Origin of the sequence: Planococcus sp. MB-3u-03, assembly GCF_002833405.1 — a bacterium.
Taxonomy (GTDB): Bacteria; Bacillota; Bacilli; order Bacillales_A; family Planococcaceae; genus Planococcus.
In genome coordinates this window covers 2,383,531-2,405,115 of record NZ_CP025135.1, presented here as the reverse complement: position 1 = coordinate 2,405,115, position 21,585 = coordinate 2,383,531, and the positions used below count along the sequence as shown (strand labels likewise).

The 21,585-nt window shown below is 49.0% G+C and carries 23 protein-coding genes and 1 pseudogene; 16 read left to right on the top strand and 8 right to left on the bottom strand.

The features are described from left to right. Window positions 1-11 precede the first annotated feature (11 nt). From CW734_RS13350 to CW734_RS13330, 5 genes and pseudogenes are all read left to right on the top strand, one after another. A pseudogene (locus tag CW734_RS13350) lies at window positions 12-2,467 on the top strand (heavy metal translocating P-type ATPase). 58 nt (window positions 2,468-2,525) lie between these two features. Continuing rightward, window positions 2,526-2,798, top strand: coding sequence for a glutaredoxin family protein (locus tag CW734_RS13345; protein WP_101190977.1), 273 nt, complete (start codon window positions 2,526-2,528; stop codon window positions 2,796-2,798). Window positions 2,799-3,065: 267 nt separating this feature from the next. Continuing rightward, entirely contained in the window at window positions 3,066-4,028 is a 963-nt protein-coding gene (locus CW734_RS13340) for a N(5)-(carboxyethyl)ornithine synthase (protein ID WP_101192197.1), read from the top strand. A gap of 323 nt (window positions 4,029-4,351) precedes the next feature. Then, the gene (locus CW734_RS13335; protein ID WP_101190975.1) at window positions 4,352-4,594 is read left to right on the top strand and encodes a hypothetical protein; all 243 of its coding nucleotides are present in this window, start codon (window positions 4,352-4,354) and stop codon (window positions 4,592-4,594) included. Between the two features lie 213 nt (window positions 4,595-4,807). Next, entirely contained in the window at window positions 4,808-5,434 is a 627-nt protein-coding gene (locus CW734_RS13330) for a hypothetical protein (protein WP_101190973.1), read from the top strand. A 58-nt stretch (window positions 5,435-5,492) separates the two neighbouring features. Here the strand turns inward: CW734_RS13330 and CW734_RS20090 are convergent, their stop codons facing one another. The 5 genes from CW734_RS20090 to CW734_RS13305 form a co-directional block, all read right to left on the bottom strand. Beyond that, window positions 5,493-5,789 (bottom strand): TIGR04104 family putative zinc finger protein, encoded by a 297-nt coding sequence (locus tag CW734_RS20090; RefSeq protein ID WP_157824161.1) that lies wholly within the window; start codon window positions 5,787-5,789, stop codon window positions 5,493-5,495. A gap of 60 nt (window positions 5,790-5,849) precedes the next feature. Further along, window positions 5,850-6,161, bottom strand: coding sequence for a TIGR04104 family putative zinc finger protein (locus CW734_RS13320; RefSeq protein ID WP_101190969.1), 312 nt, complete (start codon window positions 6,159-6,161; stop codon window positions 5,850-5,852). A gap of 42 nt (window positions 6,162-6,203) precedes the next feature. Then, window positions 6,204-6,500, bottom strand: a complete 297-nt coding sequence (locus tag CW734_RS20085; protein WP_374703205.1) for a TIGR04104 family putative zinc finger protein — start codon at window positions 6,498-6,500, stop codon at window positions 6,204-6,206. A gap of 168 nt (window positions 6,501-6,668) precedes the next feature. Then, on the bottom strand, window positions 6,669-7,178 hold the full coding sequence (locus tag CW734_RS13310) for a hypothetical protein (protein WP_101190965.1): 510 nt from the start codon (window positions 7,176-7,178) through the stop codon (window positions 6,669-6,671). A 126-nt stretch (window positions 7,179-7,304) separates the two neighbouring features. After that, entirely contained in the window at window positions 7,305-7,550 is a 246-nt protein-coding gene (locus CW734_RS13305; RefSeq protein ID WP_101190963.1) for a hypothetical protein, read from the bottom strand. 180 nt (window positions 7,551-7,730) lie between these two features. On the opposite strand from CW734_RS13305, the gene lexA reads away from it, so the two are divergent. Further along, the gene (gene lexA, locus CW734_RS13300) at window positions 7,731-10,157 is read left to right on the top strand and encodes a transcriptional repressor LexA (protein WP_101190961.1); all 2,427 of its coding nucleotides are present in this window, start codon (window positions 7,731-7,733) and stop codon (window positions 10,155-10,157) included. Between the two features lie 108 nt (window positions 10,158-10,265). Here lexA and CW734_RS13295 read toward each other — a convergent pair whose 3' ends face one another. Both CW734_RS13295 and CW734_RS13290 read right to left on the bottom strand, forming a co-directional pair. Then, entirely contained in the window at window positions 10,266-10,970 is a 705-nt protein-coding gene (locus tag CW734_RS13295; protein ID WP_101190959.1) for a DUF2711 family protein, read from the bottom strand. A 77-nt stretch (window positions 10,971-11,047) separates the two neighbouring features. Continuing rightward, entirely contained in the window at window positions 11,048-11,497 is a 450-nt protein-coding gene (locus CW734_RS13290; RefSeq protein ID WP_101190958.1) for a PH domain-containing protein, read from the bottom strand. Window positions 11,498-12,192: 695 nt separating this feature from the next. On the opposite strand from CW734_RS13290, the gene CW734_RS13280 reads away from it, so the two are divergent. The 8 genes from CW734_RS13280 to CW734_RS13250 all read left to right on the top strand — a co-directional run bounded on the left by CW734_RS13280 (window position 12,193) and on the right by CW734_RS13250 (window position 17,658). Further along, entirely contained in the window at window positions 12,193-12,528 is a 336-nt protein-coding gene (locus CW734_RS13280) for a hypothetical protein (RefSeq protein WP_101190954.1), read from the top strand. A 123-nt stretch (window positions 12,529-12,651) separates the two neighbouring features. Beyond that, the gene (locus CW734_RS13275) at window positions 12,652-14,241 is read left to right on the top strand and encodes a cell wall-binding repeat-containing protein (protein WP_101190952.1); all 1,590 of its coding nucleotides are present in this window, start codon (window positions 12,652-12,654) and stop codon (window positions 14,239-14,241) included. Further along, on the top strand, window positions 14,198-14,704 hold the full coding sequence (locus CW734_RS19140) for a cell wall-binding repeat-containing protein (protein WP_232787275.1): 507 nt from the start codon (window positions 14,198-14,200) through the stop codon (window positions 14,702-14,704). Before CW734_RS13275 ends, CW734_RS19140 begins: the two co-directional genes overlap by 44 nt. Window positions 14,705-14,719: 15 nt before the next feature. Continuing rightward, window positions 14,720-15,178: a VanZ family protein gene (locus tag CW734_RS13265; protein WP_232787065.1), complete on the top strand. Its 459-nt coding sequence runs from the start codon at window positions 14,720-14,722 to the stop codon at window positions 15,176-15,178. Window positions 15,179-15,294: 116 nt separating this feature from the next. Then, complete coding sequence (locus CW734_RS13260) at window positions 15,295-15,525, top strand: hypothetical protein (protein WP_101190948.1); 231 nt, start codon at window positions 15,295-15,297, stop codon at window positions 15,523-15,525. Between the two features lie 154 nt (window positions 15,526-15,679). Continuing rightward, entirely contained in the window at window positions 15,680-15,847 is a 168-nt protein-coding gene (locus CW734_RS18325) for a hypothetical protein (protein WP_157824159.1), read from the top strand. A 21-nt stretch (window positions 15,848-15,868) separates the two neighbouring features. Next, window positions 15,869-16,810 (top strand): GGDEF domain-containing protein, encoded by a 942-nt coding sequence (locus CW734_RS13255; RefSeq protein WP_101190946.1) that lies wholly within the window; start codon window positions 15,869-15,871, stop codon window positions 16,808-16,810. A 134-nt stretch (window positions 16,811-16,944) separates the two neighbouring features. Continuing rightward, window positions 16,945-17,658: a DUF421 domain-containing protein gene (locus CW734_RS13250; RefSeq protein WP_101190945.1), complete on the top strand. Its 714-nt coding sequence runs from the start codon at window positions 16,945-16,947 to the stop codon at window positions 17,656-17,658. A 79-nt stretch (window positions 17,659-17,737) separates the two neighbouring features. Here CW734_RS13250 and CW734_RS13245 read toward each other — a convergent pair whose 3' ends face one another. Continuing rightward, on the bottom strand, window positions 17,738-18,139 hold the full coding sequence (locus CW734_RS13245) for a DUF2512 family protein (RefSeq protein WP_101190943.1): 402 nt from the start codon (window positions 18,137-18,139) through the stop codon (window positions 17,738-17,740). Between the two features lie 172 nt (window positions 18,140-18,311). Between CW734_RS13245 and CW734_RS13240 the strand changes: the two genes are divergently transcribed. After that, window positions 18,312-20,282 (top strand): LTA synthase family protein, encoded by a 1,971-nt coding sequence (locus tag CW734_RS13240; protein ID WP_101190942.1) that lies wholly within the window; start codon window positions 18,312-18,314, stop codon window positions 20,280-20,282. Window positions 20,283-20,363: 81 nt separating this feature from the next. Further along, a complete protein-coding gene (locus CW734_RS13235; protein WP_101190940.1) occupies window positions 20,364-21,554 on the top strand; it encodes a MalY/PatB family protein in 1,191 nt (396 codons plus the stop codon). The last annotated feature ends 31 nt before the right edge of the window (window positions 21,555-21,585 follow it).

Sequence of the window (21,585 nt, the reverse complement as noted above, 5' to 3'; positions counted from 1 at the left end):
GGTGAAACGCAATGGAGAAATTACTGACAATCGAAGGGATGACGTGTGCCTCGTGCGCACAGTCCGTCGAGAAATCCGCCGGAAAATTGTCCGGTGTGGAAGAAGCGAGCGTCAATCTTGCGACGGAGAAACTGAAAGTCCGCTTTGATGAACAAGCGGTTTCAATAGAAGATATATACGACGCTGTAGAGCAAGCTGGCTATAAAGCGCTGGCTCCTGCCGAAACGAAAACCTTCACGATCGAAGGGATGACCTGTGCATCCTGTGTGCAATCGGTCGAGAAAGCGACGAGAAAGCTCGAGGGCGTCGCGGAATCGAACGTTAATATGGCTACCGAAAAAATGGTCATCCGCTTTGACCCGCAACAGATCACGGTCAATGATATCAAAGCTGCAGTCGCAGATGCGGGCTACACAGCGGTCGAGGATGTCGACGGCGAATCAACTGCCGACCAGGACCGCGAGAAAAAGCAGCAGCACATCCACTCCATGTGGCGGCGCTTCTGGATGTCCGGGGCATTGACGATTCCGCTATTGTTGATTTCGATGGGGCATATGATCGGCATGCCGCTGCCAGCAGTGGTCGACCCGATGATGAATCCGGTGAATTTCGTACTGGTGCAGCTCGTTCTGACCGTACCGGTAATGATTCTTGGCAAGAGCTTCTTCACGGTCGGCTTCAAGACCTTGTTCAAAGGCCATCCGAATATGGATTCGCTGATTGCGCTTGGGACCAGCGCGGCATTTATTTACAGTGTCATCGCGACCGTTTTCGTCTTGATGGGCAATACAGGGTACACGACGAATCTTTATTATGAATCGGCCGCCGTGATTTTGACCTTGATTACTTTAGGGAAATATTTTGAAGCCTTATCGAAAGGGAAGACGTCCGAAGCGATCAAGAAATTGATGGGCATGGCACCGAAGACGGCGATTGTCGTACGCGGCGGAGTGGAGACGGAAATTCCCGTCGACGCTGTGGAAACGGGCGATATTGTCATCGTCAAGCCCGGCGAGAAACTGCCGGTCGACGGCGTCGTTGTAGAAGGTACGACTGCGATTGATGAATCAATGCTGACGGGCGAAAGCATGCCGGTCGAAAAAGCTGCCGGCGACCGCGTCATCGGGGCGAGCATCAACAAGAACGGCGCGATCCGCTACGAAGCGACCAAGGTTGGCAAAGACACGGCCTTGGCGCAGATCATCAAATTGGTGGAAGACGCGCAAGGTTCAAAAGCGCCAATCGCCAAAATGGCGGATATCATTTCCGGCTATTTCGTGCCGATCGTCATCGCCATCTCGATTCTTTCCGGACTGGCTTGGTATATCGGCGGGCAGTCGGGATTGTTCGCCTTCACAATCGCAATTTCCATCTTGGTCATTGCCTGCCCTTGTGCGCTCGGGCTAGCGACGCCGACTGCCATCATGGTCGGCACCGGCAAAGGCGCAGAACACGGCGTTTTGATTAAGAGCGGTGGCGCACTTGAGACGACGCACGCCATCGATACGATCGTTTTCGACAAAACCGGGACGATCACGGAAGGGAAATTGACAGTGACCGATGTGTTGATTGCACAAGACGGTTTATCAGAAGATGAATTACTGAGCCTCGCCGCATCGGCTGAAAAGGTTCGGAACATCCTCTCGGCGAAGCAATCGTCAAAAGCGCGGAGCAGCAACAGTTGGCGCTGAAACCGGTGGAGCGTTTCAACGCGATCCCAGGACATGGCATCGAGGTGTTCATTGAAGGAAAAGAAATCCGGCTCGGCAACCGCAAGCTGATGGACGATTCCGGAATTGCGCTCGGCGAATTTGCAGCAGCGTCCGACCGCATCGCGAATCAAGGGAAGACGCCGATGTTCGTCGCTGTGGATGGTGAATTTGCAGGCATCATCGCCGTATCCGATACGGTGAAGCCATCGAGCGTCCATGCCATCCGCAAGCTTCAGGACATGGGAATCAAAGTAGTGATGCTGACAGGCGACAATAAATTGACCGCTGCAGCAATTGCCAAGCAAGTCGGCATCGACGAAGTATTGAGCGAAGTCTTGCCGGAAGAAAAAGCGAACGAAGTGAAGAAATTGCAGGCACAAGGCAATAAAGTGGCGATGGCCGGCGACGGCATCAACGACGCTCCGGCGCTCGCACAAGCCGACATCGGCATCGCGATCGGCTCAGGAACGGACGTCGCCATGGAATCCGCGGACATCGTCCTGATGCGCAGCGATTTGATGGACGTGCCGACCGCGATCCAATTGAGCAAATCGACGATCAAAAACATCAAGCAGAACCTGTTCTGGGCATTTGCCTATAACGTGCTCGGCATCCCGATCGCAATGGGCATCCTATACTTGTTCGGAGGACCGCTGTTGAACCCGATGATCGCGGCTGCGGCGATGAGTTTCAGTTCGGTATCGGTACTGCTCAACGCCTTGCGCTTGAAAAACTTCAAACCAGCTACGGTTTGATAGGTGAGTGGTGTGGAATGACTGGGAAATTTTAGATGATGAGAGGAGTTTGATGGAAATGGATAACAAAACGGAACTGGTCCTCTATACGCGCCCGACTTGTTCGGATTGCCAGGACGCCAAAGCGTATCTGGCAGAACAGGGTATTCCGTACGAGCATAAAGACGTCGGCGCAGACCCGTCGCTCGAAGAAGACATGAAGAACATATCCGGCGCCAAGATTGTGCCGGTGTTCGCCTTCTACAAAAAGGGATTGTTCGGCAAGAAGTTGACGCATCATTTCATCGGCTTCGAACGGAATCGCCAGGAGATAGTGGACTTGTTGTTGTAGATTTTGTCCCTGTGTTGGACACAATTCACAGAGGCAGAATGTTGTCGCACCGGGATTTCGGCACGGAAACGCCCCTGTGCAAGACACAATTCGTTAGAAAAAAGAAGCATCCATCCGTGAAAACGGATGGATGCTTCTTTAAATTGTGTGGCGCACAGGGACACAAAATCACCACTGTCAGAATACGCCGTTGAAAGGGTTTTCATGATAATATGAGCTTAACGGCCTAGCCGATAGACGATAATGGGGGAATGGATTTTGAAGACGATGGGATTTGTAATTAGCCGCAAGAATAACGAGAAGCGGCGGGCGATTTTGCCGGCAGATTTGAAGCAGGTGGCACATCCGGAGCGCTTGTATTTTGAGCAAGGCTACGGGGAAGTGCTGGGCCTGGCAGATGAGGATTATCGTGCGATGGGCGTTCATATCGCCACGCGTGATGAGGTCTTGTCTTGCGATGCGATTGTCGATGTGAAGCTGGGCTTTGCGGATTATTTCGATCAATTGGAAGACGGCAAGTTGTTGATCGGCTGGGCGCATGCGATCCAGGACGTTAAGTTCACTGACAGTGCCATCGCCGGCAAGCATACGGTCGTTGCTTGGGAAGAGTTATTCGAAGGCGGGCGTTATATTTTCTATCGAAATCGTGAAGTGGCCGGGGAAGCGGCTGTGCTGCAGGCTTACCAGCATTGCGGCAAAATGCCGTATGAGACGCGTGTCGCGATTCTCGGAAACGGCCATACCGCTAAAGGCGCAATGCGCATCCTTCACGGATTGGGTGCGGAAGTAGACGTTTATGGCCGCCGCGCTGAAGCTTTGTTCCGTGAGAAGATGGTCGATTATGACGTGCTCGTCAACTGCATCATGTGGGACACGACACGCACCGACCGCATCATTTATCGCGAAGACCTGAAGCGCTTGAAAAAAGGCGCGATGATCATCGATGTCAGCTGCGACCCGGAACTCGAGATCGAAACGTCGACGCCGACGACGATCGACAATCCGGTATATACGGTGGACGGAGTCATCCATTACGCTGTCGACAACACGCCGGCGATGTTCCCGCACACCATCACGAAAGTGCTCAGCACCGGCTTTGCGCCGATGCTTGATGAATTGCTCGAAGGCCATATTTCCGAGACGGTCCAGCAGGCCATCGTCATTGAAGACGGCATCATCAAAGACCAACGCATCACTGAATTCCGCCAAGTGCGCGGCTTGGCTATTTAATATTGGAAGAAACGAATCAACCGCCCTTGTCATATCGACGAGGGCGGTTTCTATAAATCGAGTTGGTCCGTGCTCAGGCGGCGCGCCATGATCCTTTAGCCTCGAAGGTGATTCTAAAGGAACTACTGGAGACAGAAGAGGCTTCCGCGATTTGGGAGATGGCAGTGGAAGAGGACCTATTTGATCCATTTCTTGTCGAACTTTCTAGTAAATAAAGAGGAAGAAAGACTCTCGTGCAACTATTCTGAATATGATAATGTGAAATAGCATAAGACTGCACGGATTTTGAGCCACGGACCACAAACCGGAAAGGGGCGTTCCGTATGAAGTTAGAAAGTATCCGCACATTTCTATCTACGCTTCTCGAATATCGCGGCGTGCGCATAACCCAGACCTTCAACTCCGAAGATGGTAGGACGCTTATCGTTCAATGTGAGCCAAGCACCGGGGAACTGGTCATTCGCGACGTGTCCAACGACATGACGTGGGCATACCACACGCTTGAAGAAGCGACGCAGTTCATTGACAGCTATTTGCATCAAGAGATACCCAAAGTCAACGCCTGAACAGTTTTGTTCAGGTGTTTTTTTGTATTCTCAACTAGTATTTCGGGAAGTTTTTTGGCGATTGCGATAGAACGGGGTGGACATATCAAGAGTAATATATGTTCTGCATATTTGTAAGAAAAGTGAATATTTTCAAGAATTAACCCGTAAATAGGTTACAAGCTTTTGCAAAGTTCGGTTTTACATTCGAAAGGGGAAGGCGGGGAAATCATAATGGAAATAGGGGCAAATCTCTATAAAAATTTATCGCTATCGGCAGTCCTATTGCTTTTTCTGAGTTCGGTCCTGGTGGGCTGTTCCACTGAAGAGACGGCGGAAAGTACGGAAGCTATCGAATCGGTGGAGCCGGCTGAACAAGAAGCAGGCGTGGATGAAAGCGAAGAAGCAATCCGTTCGGTGATCGAAAAAGAATTTAATGGGCCGGATGAAACGTACAGGAATCTGTGGAACGTCATGGCTGACAAGCAACCGGTGGATCCGAATCAGGAAGAATATGACGCTTTCCTAGAATCTGCGGAGTATACAGACTTGATGGATTATATGGAAGATAGTTATGCAGAGTATTTCACCGAAAATGGGTACGATAATTTTTCCAGGAGCGGTGCTTTTAACTATAGTTTTAGCGAACGCGAGTATCAACTGAGCACATCGGACATCGACATTGTGCAAAGCGACAATGGAGAGAAGCTTTACAGTTTTACGTTTAAGGTATGGTATGAACCGGCAGATGGAGAAGCGGCTGAGTATGAATTCGAAGGCAGGGCAATCGCCCCGGAAGAAGGTAAAATAGGCAAGGTTGATTTTCATGATAAAGACCAGTTAATCGAAGACATCAGATAGCGGAAGTTTTGAAACGCAGCCGGTCCATGGCTGTGTTTTTTGATGCGAAAAAATTTTCTCAAAATCTTTTTTTCGTATTCGATAACCTGAGAAAAAACGGTATGAGCAATGAAGCAATCGCTACATAAATAATGAGTATCAGGATGAGAATCGGCCAACCGGCTTCTCTATAAACAAGAAGATAATTGAATACGAGAACAAAAGGGATGAGAAATAACATATAGCTCCAAAAATTCGATTTACGAGATGCGTATTGGAGGGTATGGCAGTTTCGGCATTCTTTCTTCCCTTTAAGGCTGAGCTTGAACATATCCTTCCAGTCCCACTGGAATCCGCAATTTTGGCAACGGGCCATAGGATTCATCCTTTCTGTTAAGCAGTTATTCATGAGATTTAAAGACCTTAAATTGGCCGGCTATTCGACCGTTTTGCCGAAGCGTTTGTGTGTGTTCGATAGTTTATAGAGAAAAGGCGCGAGTGACAGAGCAAGCGGTATATAAATCAAAAATGCGAGAATGATCAACGGCCATCCAATTTCGTAATAAGACCGCAGCACGTTCATCGGGATGAGAAAGCCCATGGTAATTAAAAAGGTGGTCCAGAAGGTCGATCTGCTGGATACGTATTGTCTTTTCTGGATGTTGGGGCATTCTTTCTTGCCTGTCAAACTGAGCTTCATCACATCTTTCCAGCTCCATTTAAAATCACAGTTTTGGCAGCGGGGCATAAAATACTTCCTTTCTTAAGCGGATTTTCGACAATTGATTTTTTACCAAATGGGTTTTTGCTTAGTTGAGAGTTTAATTGTATAAGGCATGAAAGCAATGGCAATGAGTATATAAGGGGTTGCCAGTGCTATGAAAAGGCCCGTCGAAAACTCAAAGAGAATATTTAATACGATTAAGGTGATTACAGGCAAAAGATACAGTATGTAAGTTTTGAGGCTGAGATCAGGCACGACATACTGTCGTTCCCCGCAGCTCGGGCAGTTTCTATTGTTTTTGAAGCCGATCTTTAACGTATCGGCCCAGCTCCACTTGGTTCCACAGTTTTCGCAATGAGGCATCATCATGCTCCTTTCATGGGGAATTTTTACTTGTCTCTTTTTTGTATACCCTTGATTTCAGAAGTAATCCAAATTATTGGGAATAATATAAGAAATCCTGCCTGCCAATTCTGGCGTGCAGAATGGCGGACAGGATAATAGCAAATGACAGTGAGTGGCGCCAGTCCTTTACGGTTCGCTGGTGGCGCGTTTATAGGCAGAATCGAGCTGTTCCTGGAAATGGATCAGCTCATTTTCTTTTTGCTGGTCGTGGAGTTCGCTGAGTGGGCTGGAGATTTGGAAGGCGGTGCTTTGCAGTCGATTGAATTCACGGGTCCATCCACGCTCTTCGATAACGGTTTTCCAGTAGTTTGCTTCTTTCACGACCTTCGACAAGAGAGGCAAGTTCTCTCCTTCGGTTGTATAAGTGAAGCGCTGTTGCGGATGGATGGCGTACCAGTGGTCATGGACGGTTGTGATGAAATGCTCCACGTCATCGTATTCGCTATAACCGAGCTGCTGGAATGTGCTTTTCGGGTTTGCAGCATTCGCTTCAAACATTTCCCAAGTTTCGGTTTCTGCAAGCTCTTCCGTTTCCTGTAGAGCGGGAGTCTCTGAATCGCCGAAATTGGCCTTGATGACGAGTACCGCTAGCACAGCGAACGATAATAACGGGATGGCAATAATTAGTTTCTTCATTTCAGATCCTCCGATAATTGAATATATTCCAGTTCATTAGCACTACTATACCACGGAAGTCCCATTATATTACCAGTTAATGAAAAATCACCGCCATTTCTATGTAAAAGAAGTGGCGGTGATTTTTTAATTCTGCTCGTTTTTATCCAAGATGCGTTTTTCAGCAAGCAAGTGGGCGAGTTGGTCGTGGAGGTATTCGATTTCCTTGTTCAGCGATTCGTATTGTTCCTGGCTAATCATGACGCCAGCGACTTGTTCGTCGTTGAAGATGTAAACGCCAGTCCCTTCTTGACGGGCCAGTTGGAAGATTTCCAGCGGTGAACGCATCACCTGCGAAATCGGCCTTGTCGGAACATCCAATATTTTCATCATCAAAACCACTCCTTCGTTATGGCTAAGTATACCTCTTTTAAGCGAATGAAGAGCCCATATGGATAAATAGTTTGGCAATCGGCTAGTATATATGCTGGATTAGGTGTAATAAGACCTTGCTATTATATGACAATATTCTTAGAATAAAGGTATAAGTTGTAAATAAGGAGGGTGCGGGGCATGAAATTGAATATGGAGCAACGGCGCATTGTGGAACTGGAGCCGGGCGGGCCGATGTTGGTGAAAGGGGTGGCTGGATCAGGCAAGACGACGGTGGCGATTCGGCGGATCCATTTTCTGATGGACCATTATTGCCACGAGGAAGATGATCAGATTTTATTGGTGACGTATAACAAGACTTTGCTCAATTACATAAAATTTCAATACGAGCGCTTGGCCGATGCGCAGGCGGGGGAAGCGGAGCGGTTGTTTGCATCGAATGCGGAAGTGAAGATCGCAACGATCGATTCGCTGATGTACGGGCAGTTCATGAAATACTTGCAGCGGGCGAAACGCAAGCTGTCCATTGCGCCAGCCGAAAAGGAATGGCAAGTACTGACGAAGGCGATCCACGAAGTGAAGAAATCCCATCCGGATGTGAAACTGCTGACGCCAAAAAACGCGAAATTCCTGAAAGACGAAGCAGAATGGATTACGTCATGCGCGATGACGGATATCGAGACCTATCAATCGGTGGACCGCATCGGGCGCGCTTCCGGAAATAGCGGGACGCCGCAGAAATTATTGAAGAATTCGCCGACCCGCGAAGCAATTTTTGAAGTAGCCAGATTGTACCGTGAATTTCTGGAAAAAGAAGGGCTCGTTTCATTCAAGCAAATGAACGAACTGGCGCTGTCCGAAATGAGACGTTCGAACGGCGGCAAGTACACTCATATCATCATCGACGAAAGCCAGGATCTGACGCGTGTGCAGCTTGAATTCCTGAAAGAGCTGTATAAGGAAAAGGCGCATTCCTCACTGATGTTCGTGGCGGATAATACGCAAAGCATCTATCCCGATTCCTGGCTCGGCAAAGGGAGGCCGTATACGACGATCGGCTATGACATGAGCGGGAAATCGCGGACTTTGAGCAAGAACTACCGGACAACGACGGAGATTTCGCAAGCCGCTTTCGATTTGATCGAAGCGGACGAAACGATCCAGTCGAACGTCGATTTCGTCAAGCCGGCACTCATCGACCGGCACGGCCATCCGCCGATTTACCATTTCTTCATGCAGCCTGAGCAGCAGGTGGCTTTTCTCGCAGAGGAAATCGAGCGGCTGCGAGGCGATTACCGCTTGTCGGAGATGTGCATCGTCGCACGCGGCAAACGCTCGGTCGAAAGCGCAGCCGCGGATTTAGCGGCTAAAGGCATTCCGTGCGAAATCCTTCAGAGCAATGAGCCGGATTTTGAATCGGATAAAGTGAAGCTCGTGACGATGCATTCGATTAAAGGCCTGGAATTCAAAGTGATTTTCCTGATCGATTTGAATCAAGGCGTCATTCCGCAGGAGCTTTATGATGATGCGGAAGACCAGAAGACGATCGATTCCGATGAACGCAAGCTATTGTATGTCGGCATGACGCGGGCGAATGAACTCTTGTATATGTCGTCGGTGAAAAAGCCGTCGAAATTCATTAAGGAAATCGACCGCAAGCATTTGCGCATCAGAAAAGACGCGGCGCTTCGCCCGTTTGAGTCCATCAGTATGACCGAGTACCGATTGGCCGATCAATTGGTCGACTTGCATTCCAAAGAAGAGTTGACCCGCCAATGGCTCATCCGTGAACTTCACGAGACTTACGGCTATCCGTACGAACTCATGCAGCTCGAATACCCGGTCCAGCAGTTTTCGAAAAAAGGCTATTGCGATATCGCTGTAGAGATCTATGTGGACGGCGAAGCACGGCCGTACATCATCGCTGAAGTGAAACGTTTCGGAACGGGCATCGATGACGCGGTGAATCAACTGAAGAGTTATTTGGAAGCGGATGGACAGGCGTTCTACGGTATCGCAACGGATGGATTATCGGTCAAGATCATCGACCGGCAAGGCGAAGAAGTACAGGACTTGCCGAAATGCCAAGGGCGTTTTTTGCCGGACACCAAGCAGCGCAGCCTCTACAAAAACTTGAAGAATGGGCGCGATTACGAATACGCCCAAGAACCCGGTGCGGACATCGAAGTGCGCGAAGCGGGCGAAGACGTATTGATCCAAGTGCATGAATTGGCGGAAGTGCCGCTCATCGGAAACGTCGCGGCGGGCATTCCCGCGCTTGCTTCTGAAAGTTACGAAACGGCGCACAGCTTGCCGCGCGACTGGCTCGTCTCTCCGAAAGACAGCTTTTTGCTGACCGTGACAGGCGACAGCATGATTGGCGCCGGCATCGATAAAGGCGATATGGTCGTTGTCCACCAGCAAAATACGGCGTCGAACGGCGATATCGTCATCGCGGTCATCGACGGGGAAGCGACGATGAAAAAGTATATGCCGATGGGCAGCGAAATCTTGCTCGTCGCGGAAAATCCCGAATTCGAACCGATCATGATGCGCAGCGAAGACGTCTATATTAACGGGCGGGTCATTGGGGTAATGAAGAAATAAAATTACTTCAAATGCCCGCAAATAACCCATTTAGTTGAGCGATGCAACACAAGAAGCAACAAAACAATTAGACCCCCAAATCCGTCATGGTTTCGGGGGTCTAATTAATTAACTGCCAAATGATAAGCTCCAATAGATTTTTGTTTTTTCATTACAGTAAAAGCCTTCTAGCTCACTTGAATTAACCAATTGTTCTAATGACTTTTTATCGGAACACAATAATGAAAAGTGGCTGTCCCAATGTGTTGTGATCAACATGCCATTATCGTGGGTAAATAAGTTTTTACCCTGGCCAAGCAAATTATTATCATGAATCAAATCATCTATATACATTAACTTTCTTTCTGTGCAGAATTCATCTCCCAACCATATCCACTCGTGCCCTATTATTTTTATAGCTTTGAGCAAATCATTCATGGTAGTCTCTGGAAAACTACCCTCGCTTGGGGCTGAAATCAGGTTCTCCCTGCAAGTCTTGTGAATTAACTCAGCAACATTTACATCCTGATATTCTTTGCTTAACCCCGAGATACTTGTTCTTAACCCGATGTCCAGTTGCTTGTAACTGTCTATTCCTGATAGCGTTAAAAATTGCTTCCAGCTTATTTTTTCGCAATTTTTCTGTATCTCATTCCTACTTTTATCTGTATCTGGATTGAATAAATCAAAGTCATTTGTTTTTGCCTTAATAAAGGGGTGGAAGAAAACGAAAACTTCCTCAAATATACCATTATAAAATTCCTTAATTGGCATACCTTCAGGAGCGCAAATCGCATATCGATGCGGTTCAGGTAATAGCCGGGCATCTTCCATAAATAAACACATCCTTAACTGAAAAGTAATTGTGAATTTCGCTTGAAGTTTGCACGAGATGGGATTATATGCCAAACTCATCGACGGATACTATCATCAATCTTCAAATCAGGGCATCGCTTCTTCAATTCAGCAATAAAAGCGCTTTGGTCTTCCGGCGAGATTTTCACTGTCCCTAACATCGTCTTGTTGTTGATCAGCTCCAGCGCATCCCGCGACGACAATAGGCGGTAGCCTGTGAAAATATCGCGTGTCGGGGCGACTTTCAAGATGCTGTCGTAAGGAATGCGGCTTCTGAAAGGGCCGGCTTTCACGAGTAGATGATTTTCCAGAAAGACGTATCGGATGGCGAAAGTGATCCACAGGATGAGAGCCGTGGTCACGAGGAAAGTAGCCGTGACGATCACAAACGCTGAAAACGGCGCACCTTCGAATAATAGCGGAATAAATGATATGGCGGCGATGAACAGAATAGCCGCCAGAATGAAACGGATAAAGAAGGAATCGATTTTCGAATGGAAAGTCATGTATGCTCACCTCTACCTACCTATACGAATAAAAGCGATAAAAGCTTCATTCTTGGTACAATTTTAACTAGAGTTTTATTACTAGACGGCAAGTATTGAAAAGTGGGCTTAGAAATAACAAGGGGAGCAAATGCTAAAGAAAACGTGAAAATAGCCTTGGCGGTAGTTCTCTTCTTCTCGATTAAGGATCTCCTTTCGGGCGGTGAAATCCAATGGGTAAACACCCTGGTGTTCGGGATTATCATATTTCTTTTATTTTTTTTATGGGACTGGGCAAAAGAGCCTTATGATTGGAGTAAGCATAAACGATAAGCAATTGCGCACATTTGACATTGCCCATAAGTATTCGGTATACCCCGATTCAGCTTAAAACTATGCGTTCCCGACTCGCTCATGGTGCCCCAATGAAATCTCCAAGCAACATTAGCCTTTCACTCTTTGGGGGCATAGCTTGAAAACCGTGCTCCCACATCTGTGGACAGATGCGTCGCAAATGAACCGGCTCAACTTCCTTTAGCCAATTCATTGCACGCCCAAAGCCCGGCTGCGGCTAAGTGCTGATGAAAAATTTAACCCAATCATTTCTTCATAAGTAATCGGCTCTCGCTAACAATATTTTGTTTAAGCACCCTTCGTTTCGTCTATAGTAATAAGTGAGGCAATTCCAATCGACACTAGTTAAAGGAGGAGTTTAGATGAGCATGCAGAACATCGAACAACAGGATTTGGTGCGCGATGAGTACGGCAATTACTATAAAGTGGTCGGCTTACATAAAGACAAAGAAACCTTGAAGGCGATCGAAATCTCCAATTTGTATTTCGAGACTTCCTTCCAGTATGCGGCTGCACAAATCGCCGATGCCAACAAGCCGGTCGGCGTCTTTTTGCAGGAGAAGCTCAACGAATTCGTCGCGGACGTCGAAAGCCGCGAACGCCCGGTCTACGGGATCAAAGACTTGATGGTCAATAAAATCGAAGTGTATGCGGTCGATATTACGCAGCCGCATCCGAAACGTGAAGAAACGGTATGATTTCTCTTGCGCCCTGTCTGGATTCTGACAATCCGGACGGGGCGTTTTGTCGTTTTTTTAACATTTCCTTAACCTTCTGTCATTAGGCTGAAAGAAGACAGCCAGGAGAAGAGGGGGACGCATATGAAACAGGTCAAAATCGGGGTAGGCATTGCCTTGCTCGCAGCGGCAGGCGGGGCAGGTCTCTTCACGCAAGAAGCGCTCGCGGCAGAGACAGAGTACCGGGAGCTGGTCAAGTTGCCTAGCGGCGTCAAAGCGGGTGAGCTTACCGTTGTAGATGAACAAATCATAGCGGTGCTCGAGAATCAGCTGGAAGCGCAGGCAATCGTCAGCTATGACGCTGAAGGCAAGGAATTATGGCGCAAGGAACTGGCGTCGGCGCATTATGCAATCGGCGATCGGGCGTTTGTCGTGATTTCCGGAAATGAAGTGACGGTACATGATTTATCGGACGGCAAAGAAACAGGGGCATTTACGCTATCGGACGGCTTTCGCATGAGCGGTTCGGGGGCGGCTGTTGCGCTCGAGTCGGGACATGTGATCATCACCGGCAATCTCGGCGCGCGGCTGCTCGTGCATAAACTCGACGGTACGCCGGTTGCGGATGTGACGGGCGGTGATTTGCGGCAAGCGGTCATTTCAAATGGGCATTTGATGTATTTCGATGGCTCGGTACTTCATGGCCGCTTGCTGTCAGGCGGCAAGGAATGGCAATCGCCTAATGTGCTGGAGCCTTATGCAATAAAAGATGGCATCATCTACTATATTAAAGCGCCGAACGAAGAGCGGGATGTGTCGACCTTGATTGCACGTTCGCTGGACGAAGAACGAGTCGTCTACGAGAAAGCCTTGCCTGCTTCTGAAGAGGTGCGGGTGGCAGGAACCGATGCGGACGGTGCGATCGTCGAATTTATGGATTCCGGTGAATGGGCGTTTTTAAACGCCAAAGGGGGCGAGCGCTTGCGCATGCCGATCCGCTCGGCTTCGTTCCGCGCGCTTGAGAACCGCTACCGGCCGGTCGTGACCGAATCCGCCTTGAGCCACCTGCAGCAAAGCGATCACCGCTTGCTATTGCTTCAGGAACAAGGGACGAGTGCGCTCGGCAATCCGTATCATCTCGCTGCCTTGCAAGTGATGGCACCAAACGGTGGATTCAATAAAGTGCTGGAGCATTCCGTGGAAGCAGCGGCGCTGTCACCGTCCGGCGGTGCATCGGTACTCGGCGGCGGGAGCCTGAAATTCTATGATGCAAAAGGCAACCAAGTGGCACAGGAGAGCGTGCCTTCAGGCAGCGAACTTCTTGCTTCCGTTGACGATACCGTGTATGTCTATGGCGGCAGCGGCATTGCAGCGTATAGTGGAGAACCCGAACCGAAAGCGGCAGCGGTGACGAAAATCAGCGGCGAAGACGGCTTTGAGACGGCAGCGTTATTGTCGGAGGCGGTGTGGGATTCGGCAGAGACGGTCGTGTTGGCGACAGGTGAAGATTTTGCAGATGCCTTGTCCGGTGCGCCACTCGCTTATTTGGAAGGTGGGCCTTTATTGTTTACAGAAAAGCCGTTTGAACGCGTCGGCGAAAGCGGAAATCGAACGGCTCGGGGCAACGAACGCCATCATCCTCGGCAGCGCACCGGTCATTTCGGATGCGCAGCTGAACGCATTGTCTTTGATGGGCGTCGAGACGGAACGCATCGGCGGCGTCAATCGCTATGAAACGGCGGCACTCGTTTCTGAGCGCATCGATTCAGAAGGCGCAGTCGTTGCAGATGGTGCAACGTTCAAAGATGTGTCACTGGCCTCAGTGTTCGCGGCGCAAAACCAATACCCAATCCTATTGTCGCAAGGCAGCCGCATGCCGCGCGAAACGACCGAAGCGATGGCAGGGCGCAGCGATATCGTGCTGGCCGCTGACCGCTTGTCGATCGAAGCGCGCACGAAAGAAGAAGATGCAGAGCGCCGCGTAGCGGTGTTGGCGCCAGCATCGAATTTCACCGATGCTTTGTCGGCAGCAAACGCAGCGGCACGACGCAACGCTTCGCTGTATTTGATCGGCGATGATGGGTTGACGAACGAGCTGAAGCAACAGCTGGAAAATTACGAATCGTTTTTGGTCGTCGATTCGGAACAGCTTATCGATGAGGAAATGGTCCGTTCACTCGAAGCGCTTGTCGATTGAAGGCGCTAGGTTATAATGGAAGAACGACAAGAAAGAAAAGGATTTGGCAGGATGAAAAAGCAATTGCTGGCCTGGCTATGGCCGGTCTTATGGATGATTCTTATATTTACCTTATCGCATCAGCCTGCCGGGGTATCCGGCGGCATCAGTTCGGAAATCGTCCGGCAAGTGTTTGAAGCCATTGTTCGCATCGTTCCAGTGGAATTCGACACGCTTCATACGCTGTTCCGGAAAAGTGCCCATTTCTTTGCGTATCTCGTGCTCGGCTTGTTGTTGGTGAGGGCGCTTTTGAAAAATGGAGTGGCCTTTTGGCGATCGATGTTGTGGGCATTTGCGCTGAGCGTATTGTATGCAGCGTCCGATGAATTCCATCAATTATTCATTCCGGGACGCAGCGGGGAAGTCCGCGATGTCTTGATCGACAGTGCTGGGGCAGCGACAGGCTTATTAGGCCATTGGCTCTTCGCAAAATGAAATGGCAACACGATAAAAGGCCGAAACCAACTGGTGAGCGGCCTTTTTTGTTTTGTGTGAAAGTGGTGTTTTTGTTAGCTGACAACGGGAATAGAACAAGCAGGAGGTGGAACCCGATGAAAGATAAATTAAAAGATAAAGAAGAAAAGTTTGCGGTGAGCACGGAATACCGCGAGAATTTAAAACAGACAATCCACGTATTGCAGGAACAAGTAGACATTACTGAGCAATTTGAAGACGATAAAGACGTCGACGCGATGAAAGGGAAACTCGGCGATCTTGTGAGAAAACACGAGGAGCTGGACGAGCAATCGCACCGCCTATGGAAACTACTATTGGACATCTAAGGAATGTGCCGCAACGCTTGAAATGAGCTATTGCGGTATTTTTGTGCGAATAGGTAGTTGGAATACTTGTTTTCCTATATATTATTTCCAAAATCTATATACCGAATGACATTTCCTGCTAAACTTAGGAGACTGACTAGAGTGGGGTGTATGAATGGAGGCGTACTTTTTTTATTTCTTTGAAAATATGGCATTGATCATTGCGATGATGTATCTCGGGTTAAAGGCCCGGGAGTATCTCGCACCGAATATGGCGGAGTCGAGGAAAGCGCCGCTATTGAACGGCTTGCTGACGGGGTTTTTAGCTTTCGCAATCATGTAAAATCCTTTGCTTCACGAAGGGATGCGCATCGACCTTCGCGAAGCGCCGCTTTATTTTATCGCATTCGTCGGGGGCTGGCTGCCTGGGGTCATCGCCATGATCATTCCGTTCATCTACCGAATGATGATGGAAGGGCCGACGGTATGGCTTGGCATCATGCAGGCAATTATTTTGCCGGTGCTGATCGGCAGCTTGTTCCATGACTGGAAAAATTACCGGCCGCCATATGCGATGGTCAATATTAAACGGATGATGATCGGCTTAGCCGTGTTTGAAGTGATCAAGTCTTTATGGATGGTGGCGTCGACGCCCGCGACTGCAGGAATGGTGCTTATGATGGCCTTGATGGCAGCGATCGGCGTATTAGCACTTGGCTGGATCCTCAATGATACACATCTCAATATCATCCGCTGGAAAGCGCTCGAACATGATTCGACGCAAGATGCTTTAACGGGGTTGCCGAATCTCCGGTTTTTCCATGAACAGGTGCGCGAATTGAAATATCGCGGTGTGCCAATGGCGATCGTCATGATGGATGTGGACCATTTCAAAAATTACAATGACACGCATGGCCATCCGGCTGGAGACGCCGTGCTGCGGTCGATCGGCCGTTTAATGGAAGAATCAGCGCGGCCAGGGGACGTTATTGCCCGCTACGGCGGTGAAGAATTTATCTTATGCTTTACGAATGTGTCGTCTGTAGAACGGTCATTTGAGCTGGCTGATGCTTTGCGTGAACGTATTGAAGGCTATGCGTTCTACGGCGCCGACCAGCAGCCGGGCGGATGTTTGACGGTCTCGCTCGGAGCCGCGCTTGCTGAAACGGAACAACCGCTTGATGAATTGATTGAGCAAGCTGACCGTGCACTGTACGAATCAAAAAAATCGGGACGCAATCAAGTATCGATTGCTAAGCTCAATGCAGAAAAAGAAGCAGAACAGCACTACCAAGTAAATGCATAGTTAAATCGCCGGCACAGTTATACCTTGTCGGCGATTTTTTAATTTAGGCGATATCCTCGTATTCGCAGGATAGGGTTTAAAATGGTAGAAAGGGGTACAAACTAACTAAAAACCTAAACAGGGAGGCAATCGACATGTATGTGGATATTGCTGGGAAACTTTTTTTTGGATTTATTGCGCTCATGGTTATGGCTCGATTGCTGGGCAAAAAAGAGCTGGCCCAGCTGACACCGTTCGATTTTATATATGCTATCGTGCTTGGGGGCATTGTGGAGGAAAGCATTTACGAAGATACAGCATCTTGGCGTCATGTGTGGTTTGCGGTAGCCGTTTGGGGAGCTCTTCATTATGTGGTAGGCAAAGCGACACTTAAGTCGGACTGGTTAAGAGTTTGGCTGAAAGGCGAATCCTCCATCTTGGTGAAAGACGGTAAATTTAATGTAGCGGAACTGAACCGTAACCGGCTGGAGATGGAACAATTGCGCATCATGCTCAGGCAGCAGGGTGTTTTTTCGTTCAGGGAAGTAAAGGATCTATACTTGGAGCCGGGCGGGGAGATTTCACTTCAAAAGTATGCAGCTCAAGATAAAGTAACGCCTGAAATGCTGAATTTGAAACCGCAGGATAAAGCTTTGAATTTTTTATTCATCGATGAAGGAGAAGTCAATAAAGGCATCTTAAGTTATCTGGGAAAAGACCTGGACTGGCTGAAAGCAGAACTTCGATCACGAGGGATCAATGAAATTGAAGAAGTTTTATATGCGGAGTGGGCGGAAGATGAAGGATTGTATATCCAAAGCTACAAGAAGAATGAGCAAGGCAAAAGCGACATTGTCAAAGGAAATTAAATATCGGAAACTGTGTATTTTGCATACGAAAAAGCACAGCGCTGTGCCATTAAAACAGACAGCGCTGTGCTTTTTAGTTTTATCCCTTGGCTGATTTGTAATCGTTATACCACGGTACAACGCTGCGGTCGACGTATTGGTGGAAAAACCATTCGCCTGCCGACAATACGAGTGCACTAGTGAGTGCGGGGGCGACCATAGCAGCAAATTCGCCGGTCAAGAGCCAGCCAATCAGCAAGATAACGGCCAGCGCCATGATGAAATCAGTAAACGTGGCGATTGTGTTGCGCGACGATTGATTGTTTGGTTGCCCGGCGTTCAGGAAAATGAGAATGTCGCCAATCGCATAGGACAACGCCGTCAGTGCAAGACTGATCATCAAGGTATTCATGAAGCTGACATCAAATGCCCACGTGAGGATAACGAGCAAGACAAGTGTAATAATGACAAATTTGATAGCGAGTGCAATAAGATGTTTCACGAAATCCCTCCTTTTCAATTGAAATGAACTATAGAAACCTTTACCCGTTTCAATAGAAGGATATGCGCTTTTGACATCAAATTAGTGTGAGCTGAAATTCAAAGAAATATTCAAATAATGGAAAAATGAATCAGCCTTATGGTAGTAATATTATGAGAAAAAGAAAAGGGCGTTGTGTGATTGGAAAAATAAAACGGCTGGGAAATACTTGCTCAGCCAATGGGATTATGCGTTATTTGTCTTATTATTGCTCGGAAAGGTGTATTATTTTTCAAATGTCAGCGGCACGCTGTTTACGACGCTCGGGCCCTTCGCCTATGCTGAAGAATTCGTAGGCTGGCTGTTTGGCGGCGATAGTGAGCGGATCTTCGAAGGGGTACTGTTGATCAGCGTCGGAACGATCCTGCTTGGGACGTTTTGGCTATTGCTGCTGCACGGACGAAAACGGCTGTTTTGGATGGCCATCACTAATCTGGTGTTGAGTTTCATCATTTTGGCAGATACTTTGTATTTCCGTTATTTCGAAGACATCATTTCCGTGACCGTCTTAATGCAGATGCGCCAAGTGGGCGATGTCGGCGAAAGTATTTTCGCCTTGTTCCGCCTAAGCGATGCGCTGTTATTGGCGGATGTATTATTGATGGCGATTTTATGGCTGTTTATCAGCCGGAAAAAAACGGCTGTCACGAAACCATCGGGCTTTGCGAAAGTCGGGACAGCACTGTTGGTGCTCGTGCTCGGCTGGCAATTGACGGCGGTGCCGTTCAATAAATCGATGGAAGACGGCGGCGAGTGGCAGTTCAATAAATTGATTTCGAATATGCGGGTATATAATTTCACCGGCTTGCTCGGATTCCACAGCGCCAATATCACGCGCTATATCGATGATAATTTCATTAACCGCAAAGTCTATAGCGAAGACGAAATTTCCGAGACGCAGGATTGGTTCGACGGGCGCAATGCCGAGCGCATGCCAGGCCCTTATTCCGGCATGGCGTCCGGCAAGAATGTCATCGTGCTCCAAGTGGAAGCGCTGCAGAATTTCGTCCTGAACCGTGAAGTGAACGGGGAAGAGATCACGCCGAACTTGAACCGTTTGGCGCAAGAAAATCTCTATTTCCCGAACTTTTACGAACAGACGGCACTCGGCCGCACATCGGATGCCGAGTTCCTGTTGAACACTTCCTTATACCCGACAGCGGAAGGCTCCGCTTATATGCTTTATGCGGAAAACACTTACGACGCGCTGCCGGCGATTCTAAAAGATCAAGGCTACGGGACCAATGTGTTCCATCCGTATAAAGCGAGTTTCTGGAACCGCTACATCATTTATCCGCAACTCGGCATCGACACGTTCTATTCCGACGATGATTTCGAGGAAGCGGAGGTAATCGGCTGGGCGATCAACGACGAAGCGATGCTCGATCAATCACTTGAGGAAATGGCAACATTCACGGAACCGTTCTACTCGCATATCGTGACGCTGACGAGCCATCACCCGTTCGAGATGCCGGAAGATTTGCAATTGCTTAATACAGAAGGCTATGACGGCTATCAGGACCGCCATTTCAAGAATTATTTGCAGTCGATCCATTATGTCGACCAGGCGATCGGCAAATTTGTCGATGGCCTCGAGCAAAAAGGAATGCTCGATGACACGATGCTGGTCATTTACGGCGACCATAGCACGGGAATGACTTCGAATACGAAAGCGTTCGTGGAGTTCACCGAGGCGGAAGATCCGCTCAACTATTTTGAAACGAATAAAAACGTGCCGCTCATCCTTCACATTCCAGGGGCGGAACCGAAAACCTTCAGCCAAGTGGCGAGCCAGCTTGACCTCGCACCGAGCTTGATCGATGTGCTCGGCGGCGACCCTGCACAGCACAATTTCATCGGCCGCAATATGTGGGATGCAGAAGGCGGGCGGGCGACATTCCGCGACGGCTCGTTCATCACGAGCGAATTGAGCTTTATCGCATCGTCTGATGGGATTTACGATAACGGCAGCTGCTTCTGGCGCATGACCGGCGAAGCGATGGGCGTTGAAGCCTGCGAAGAGCCGTTCAAGGAAGGCTCGAAAGAACTGCAAATCTCGGATGACGTTCTGCGCGGCGACTTGCTCAAGAAGTTCGAGCGCTGACCATAAGCAAAATTCACCAACTCACTGGATAGGAGCGGTACACTAGATGTGTTGAATCCATTCGAGAAAGGGAGTTTTTGCATGAACTATAATTTTGATGAAGCGGTCGAACGCCGCGGGACCTATTCGCTGAAATGGGACGGGGCGGAATTGATCAAGCAATTTGGCATCACCGACCGCTACGATGAAGACACGATTCCGCTGTTCACGGCGGATATGGACTTGCCGGTCGCGCAGCCGATCGTCGATGCGCTCCATAAAACGGTCGACCACCGCATCTTCGGTTACACGATTTTGCCCGATACGTATTTTGAGGCCATCCAACAATATTTCCACAAGCGCTACGACTGGACGATCGCCAAAGAACACATCGTTTTCAGCCCGGGAACGGTGCACGCCTTGAATATCGCCGTGAAAGCCTTGACGGAAGCAGGCGACGGCGTCATCATCCAGCGGCCGGTTTATCCGCCGTTTACATCCGCTGTCGAAGGCAACGGGCGCGTCGTGAAGAACAACGCACTCGTCATGGATGAAGACGGCCATTACTCGATCAACTTCGAAGAATTCGAGGAGCTCGCGAAAGACGAAGATACAAAATTATTCATTCATTGCCATCCGCACAATCCGACAGGGCGCGTATTTACGCCGGAAGAGTCAAACAAGCTGGCGGACATCTGCAAGCGCCATAATGTGACGATCATCGCCGATGAAATCCACGGTGACTTGGTGCGCAGCGGTCAAACCTTCACGCCGATGGTTCTGGCTGCAGATGAGACCGACCATATCATCACCTGCACGGCCATCAATAAAACCTTCAACGTGGCCGGGCTTCATTGCACGAATGTCATCATCGAAAATGAAGCCTTGCGCGAGAAATTCACTGTGGAACTCGGCATGCAATTGCCGACGCCGTTTACGGTCGCAGCATTGATCGCTGCCTATACAGAAGGCGACGACTGGCTCGGGCAAGTGAACGAATACCTTGACGGAACGCTCGAATGGATGCAGGAATTCCTCAAAGAGCGCATGCCGAAAGTGAAAGTGCGCATTCCAGAAGGCACTTATGTCATGTGGCTCGATTTCCGCGGCTACGGGCTCGAGGACAAGGAAATCCACGACCGCATCTATAATAAAGCGAATGTCATTTTGGAAGACGGCACGATGTTCGGCCCTGAAGGCGCAGGGTTCCAGCGCATCTGCATCCCGTCGCCGCGCCCGCTTATCCAAGAAGCGATGGAGCGCATCGCACGTGAATTCGATGATGTGAACTAATGTTTTTTTCGTACCGTTTCAGGGAAAGCTA

Bases quoted from the DNA above. Each gene is read 5' to 3' on its own strand.
- CW734_RS13345 (WP_101190977.1), top strand. From the start codon at position 2,526: ATGGATAACAAAACGGAACTGGTCCTCTATACGCGCCCGACTTGTTCG.
- CW734_RS13340 (WP_101192197.1), top strand. From the start codon at position 3,066: ATGGGATTTGTAATTAGCCGCAAGAATAACGAGAAGCGGCGGGCGATT.
- CW734_RS13335 (WP_101190975.1), top strand. From the start codon at position 4,352: ATGAAGTTAGAAAGTATCCGCACATTTCTATCTACGCTTCTCGAATAT.
- CW734_RS13330 (WP_101190973.1), top strand. From the start codon at position 4,808: ATGGAAATAGGGGCAAATCTCTATAAAAATTTATCGCTATCGGCAGTC.
- CW734_RS20090 (WP_157824161.1), bottom strand. From the start codon at position 5,789: ATGGCCCGTTGCCAAAATTGCGGATTCCAGTGGGACTGGAAGGATATG.
- CW734_RS13320 (WP_101190969.1), bottom strand. From the start codon at position 6,161: ATGCCCCGCTGCCAAAACTGTGATTTTAAATGGAGCTGGAAAGATGTG.
- CW734_RS20085 (WP_374703205.1), bottom strand. From the start codon at position 6,500: ATGCCTCATTGCGAAAACTGTGGAACCAAGTGGAGCTGGGCCGATACG.
- CW734_RS13310 (WP_101190965.1), bottom strand. From the start codon at position 7,178: ATGAAGAAACTAATTATTGCCATCCCGTTATTATCGTTCGCTGTGCTA.
- CW734_RS13305 (WP_101190963.1), bottom strand. From the start codon at position 7,550: ATGATGAAAATATTGGATGTTCCGACAAGGCCGATTTCGCAGGTGATG.
- lexA (WP_101190961.1), top strand. From the start codon at position 7,731: ATGAAATTGAATATGGAGCAACGGCGCATTGTGGAACTGGAGCCGGGC.
- CW734_RS13295 (WP_101190959.1), bottom strand. From the start codon at position 10,970: ATGGAAGATGCCCGGCTATTACCTGAACCGCATCGATATGCGATTTGC.
- CW734_RS13290 (WP_101190958.1), bottom strand. From the start codon at position 11,497: ATGACTTTCCATTCGAAAATCGATTCCTTCTTTATCCGTTTCATTCTG.
- CW734_RS13280 (WP_101190954.1), top strand. From the start codon at position 12,193: ATGAGCATGCAGAACATCGAACAACAGGATTTGGTGCGCGATGAGTAC.
- CW734_RS13275 (WP_101190952.1), top strand. From the start codon at position 12,652: ATGAAACAGGTCAAAATCGGGGTAGGCATTGCCTTGCTCGCAGCGGCA.
- CW734_RS19140 (WP_232787275.1), top strand. From the start codon at position 14,198: ATGGGCGTCGAGACGGAACGCATCGGCGGCGTCAATCGCTATGAAACG.
- CW734_RS13265 (WP_232787065.1), top strand. From the start codon at position 14,720: ATGGAAGAACGACAAGAAAGAAAAGGATTTGGCAGGATGAAAAAGCAA.
- CW734_RS13260 (WP_101190948.1), top strand. From the start codon at position 15,295: ATGAAAGATAAATTAAAAGATAAAGAAGAAAAGTTTGCGGTGAGCACG.
- CW734_RS18325 (WP_157824159.1), top strand. From the start codon at position 15,680: ATGGAGGCGTACTTTTTTTATTTCTTTGAAAATATGGCATTGATCATT.
- CW734_RS13255 (WP_101190946.1), top strand. From the start codon at position 15,869: ATGCGCATCGACCTTCGCGAAGCGCCGCTTTATTTTATCGCATTCGTC.
- CW734_RS13250 (WP_101190945.1), top strand. From the start codon at position 16,945: ATGTATGTGGATATTGCTGGGAAACTTTTTTTTGGATTTATTGCGCTC.
- CW734_RS13235 (WP_101190940.1), top strand. From the start codon at position 20,364: ATGAACTATAATTTTGATGAAGCGGTCGAACGCCGCGGGACCTATTCG.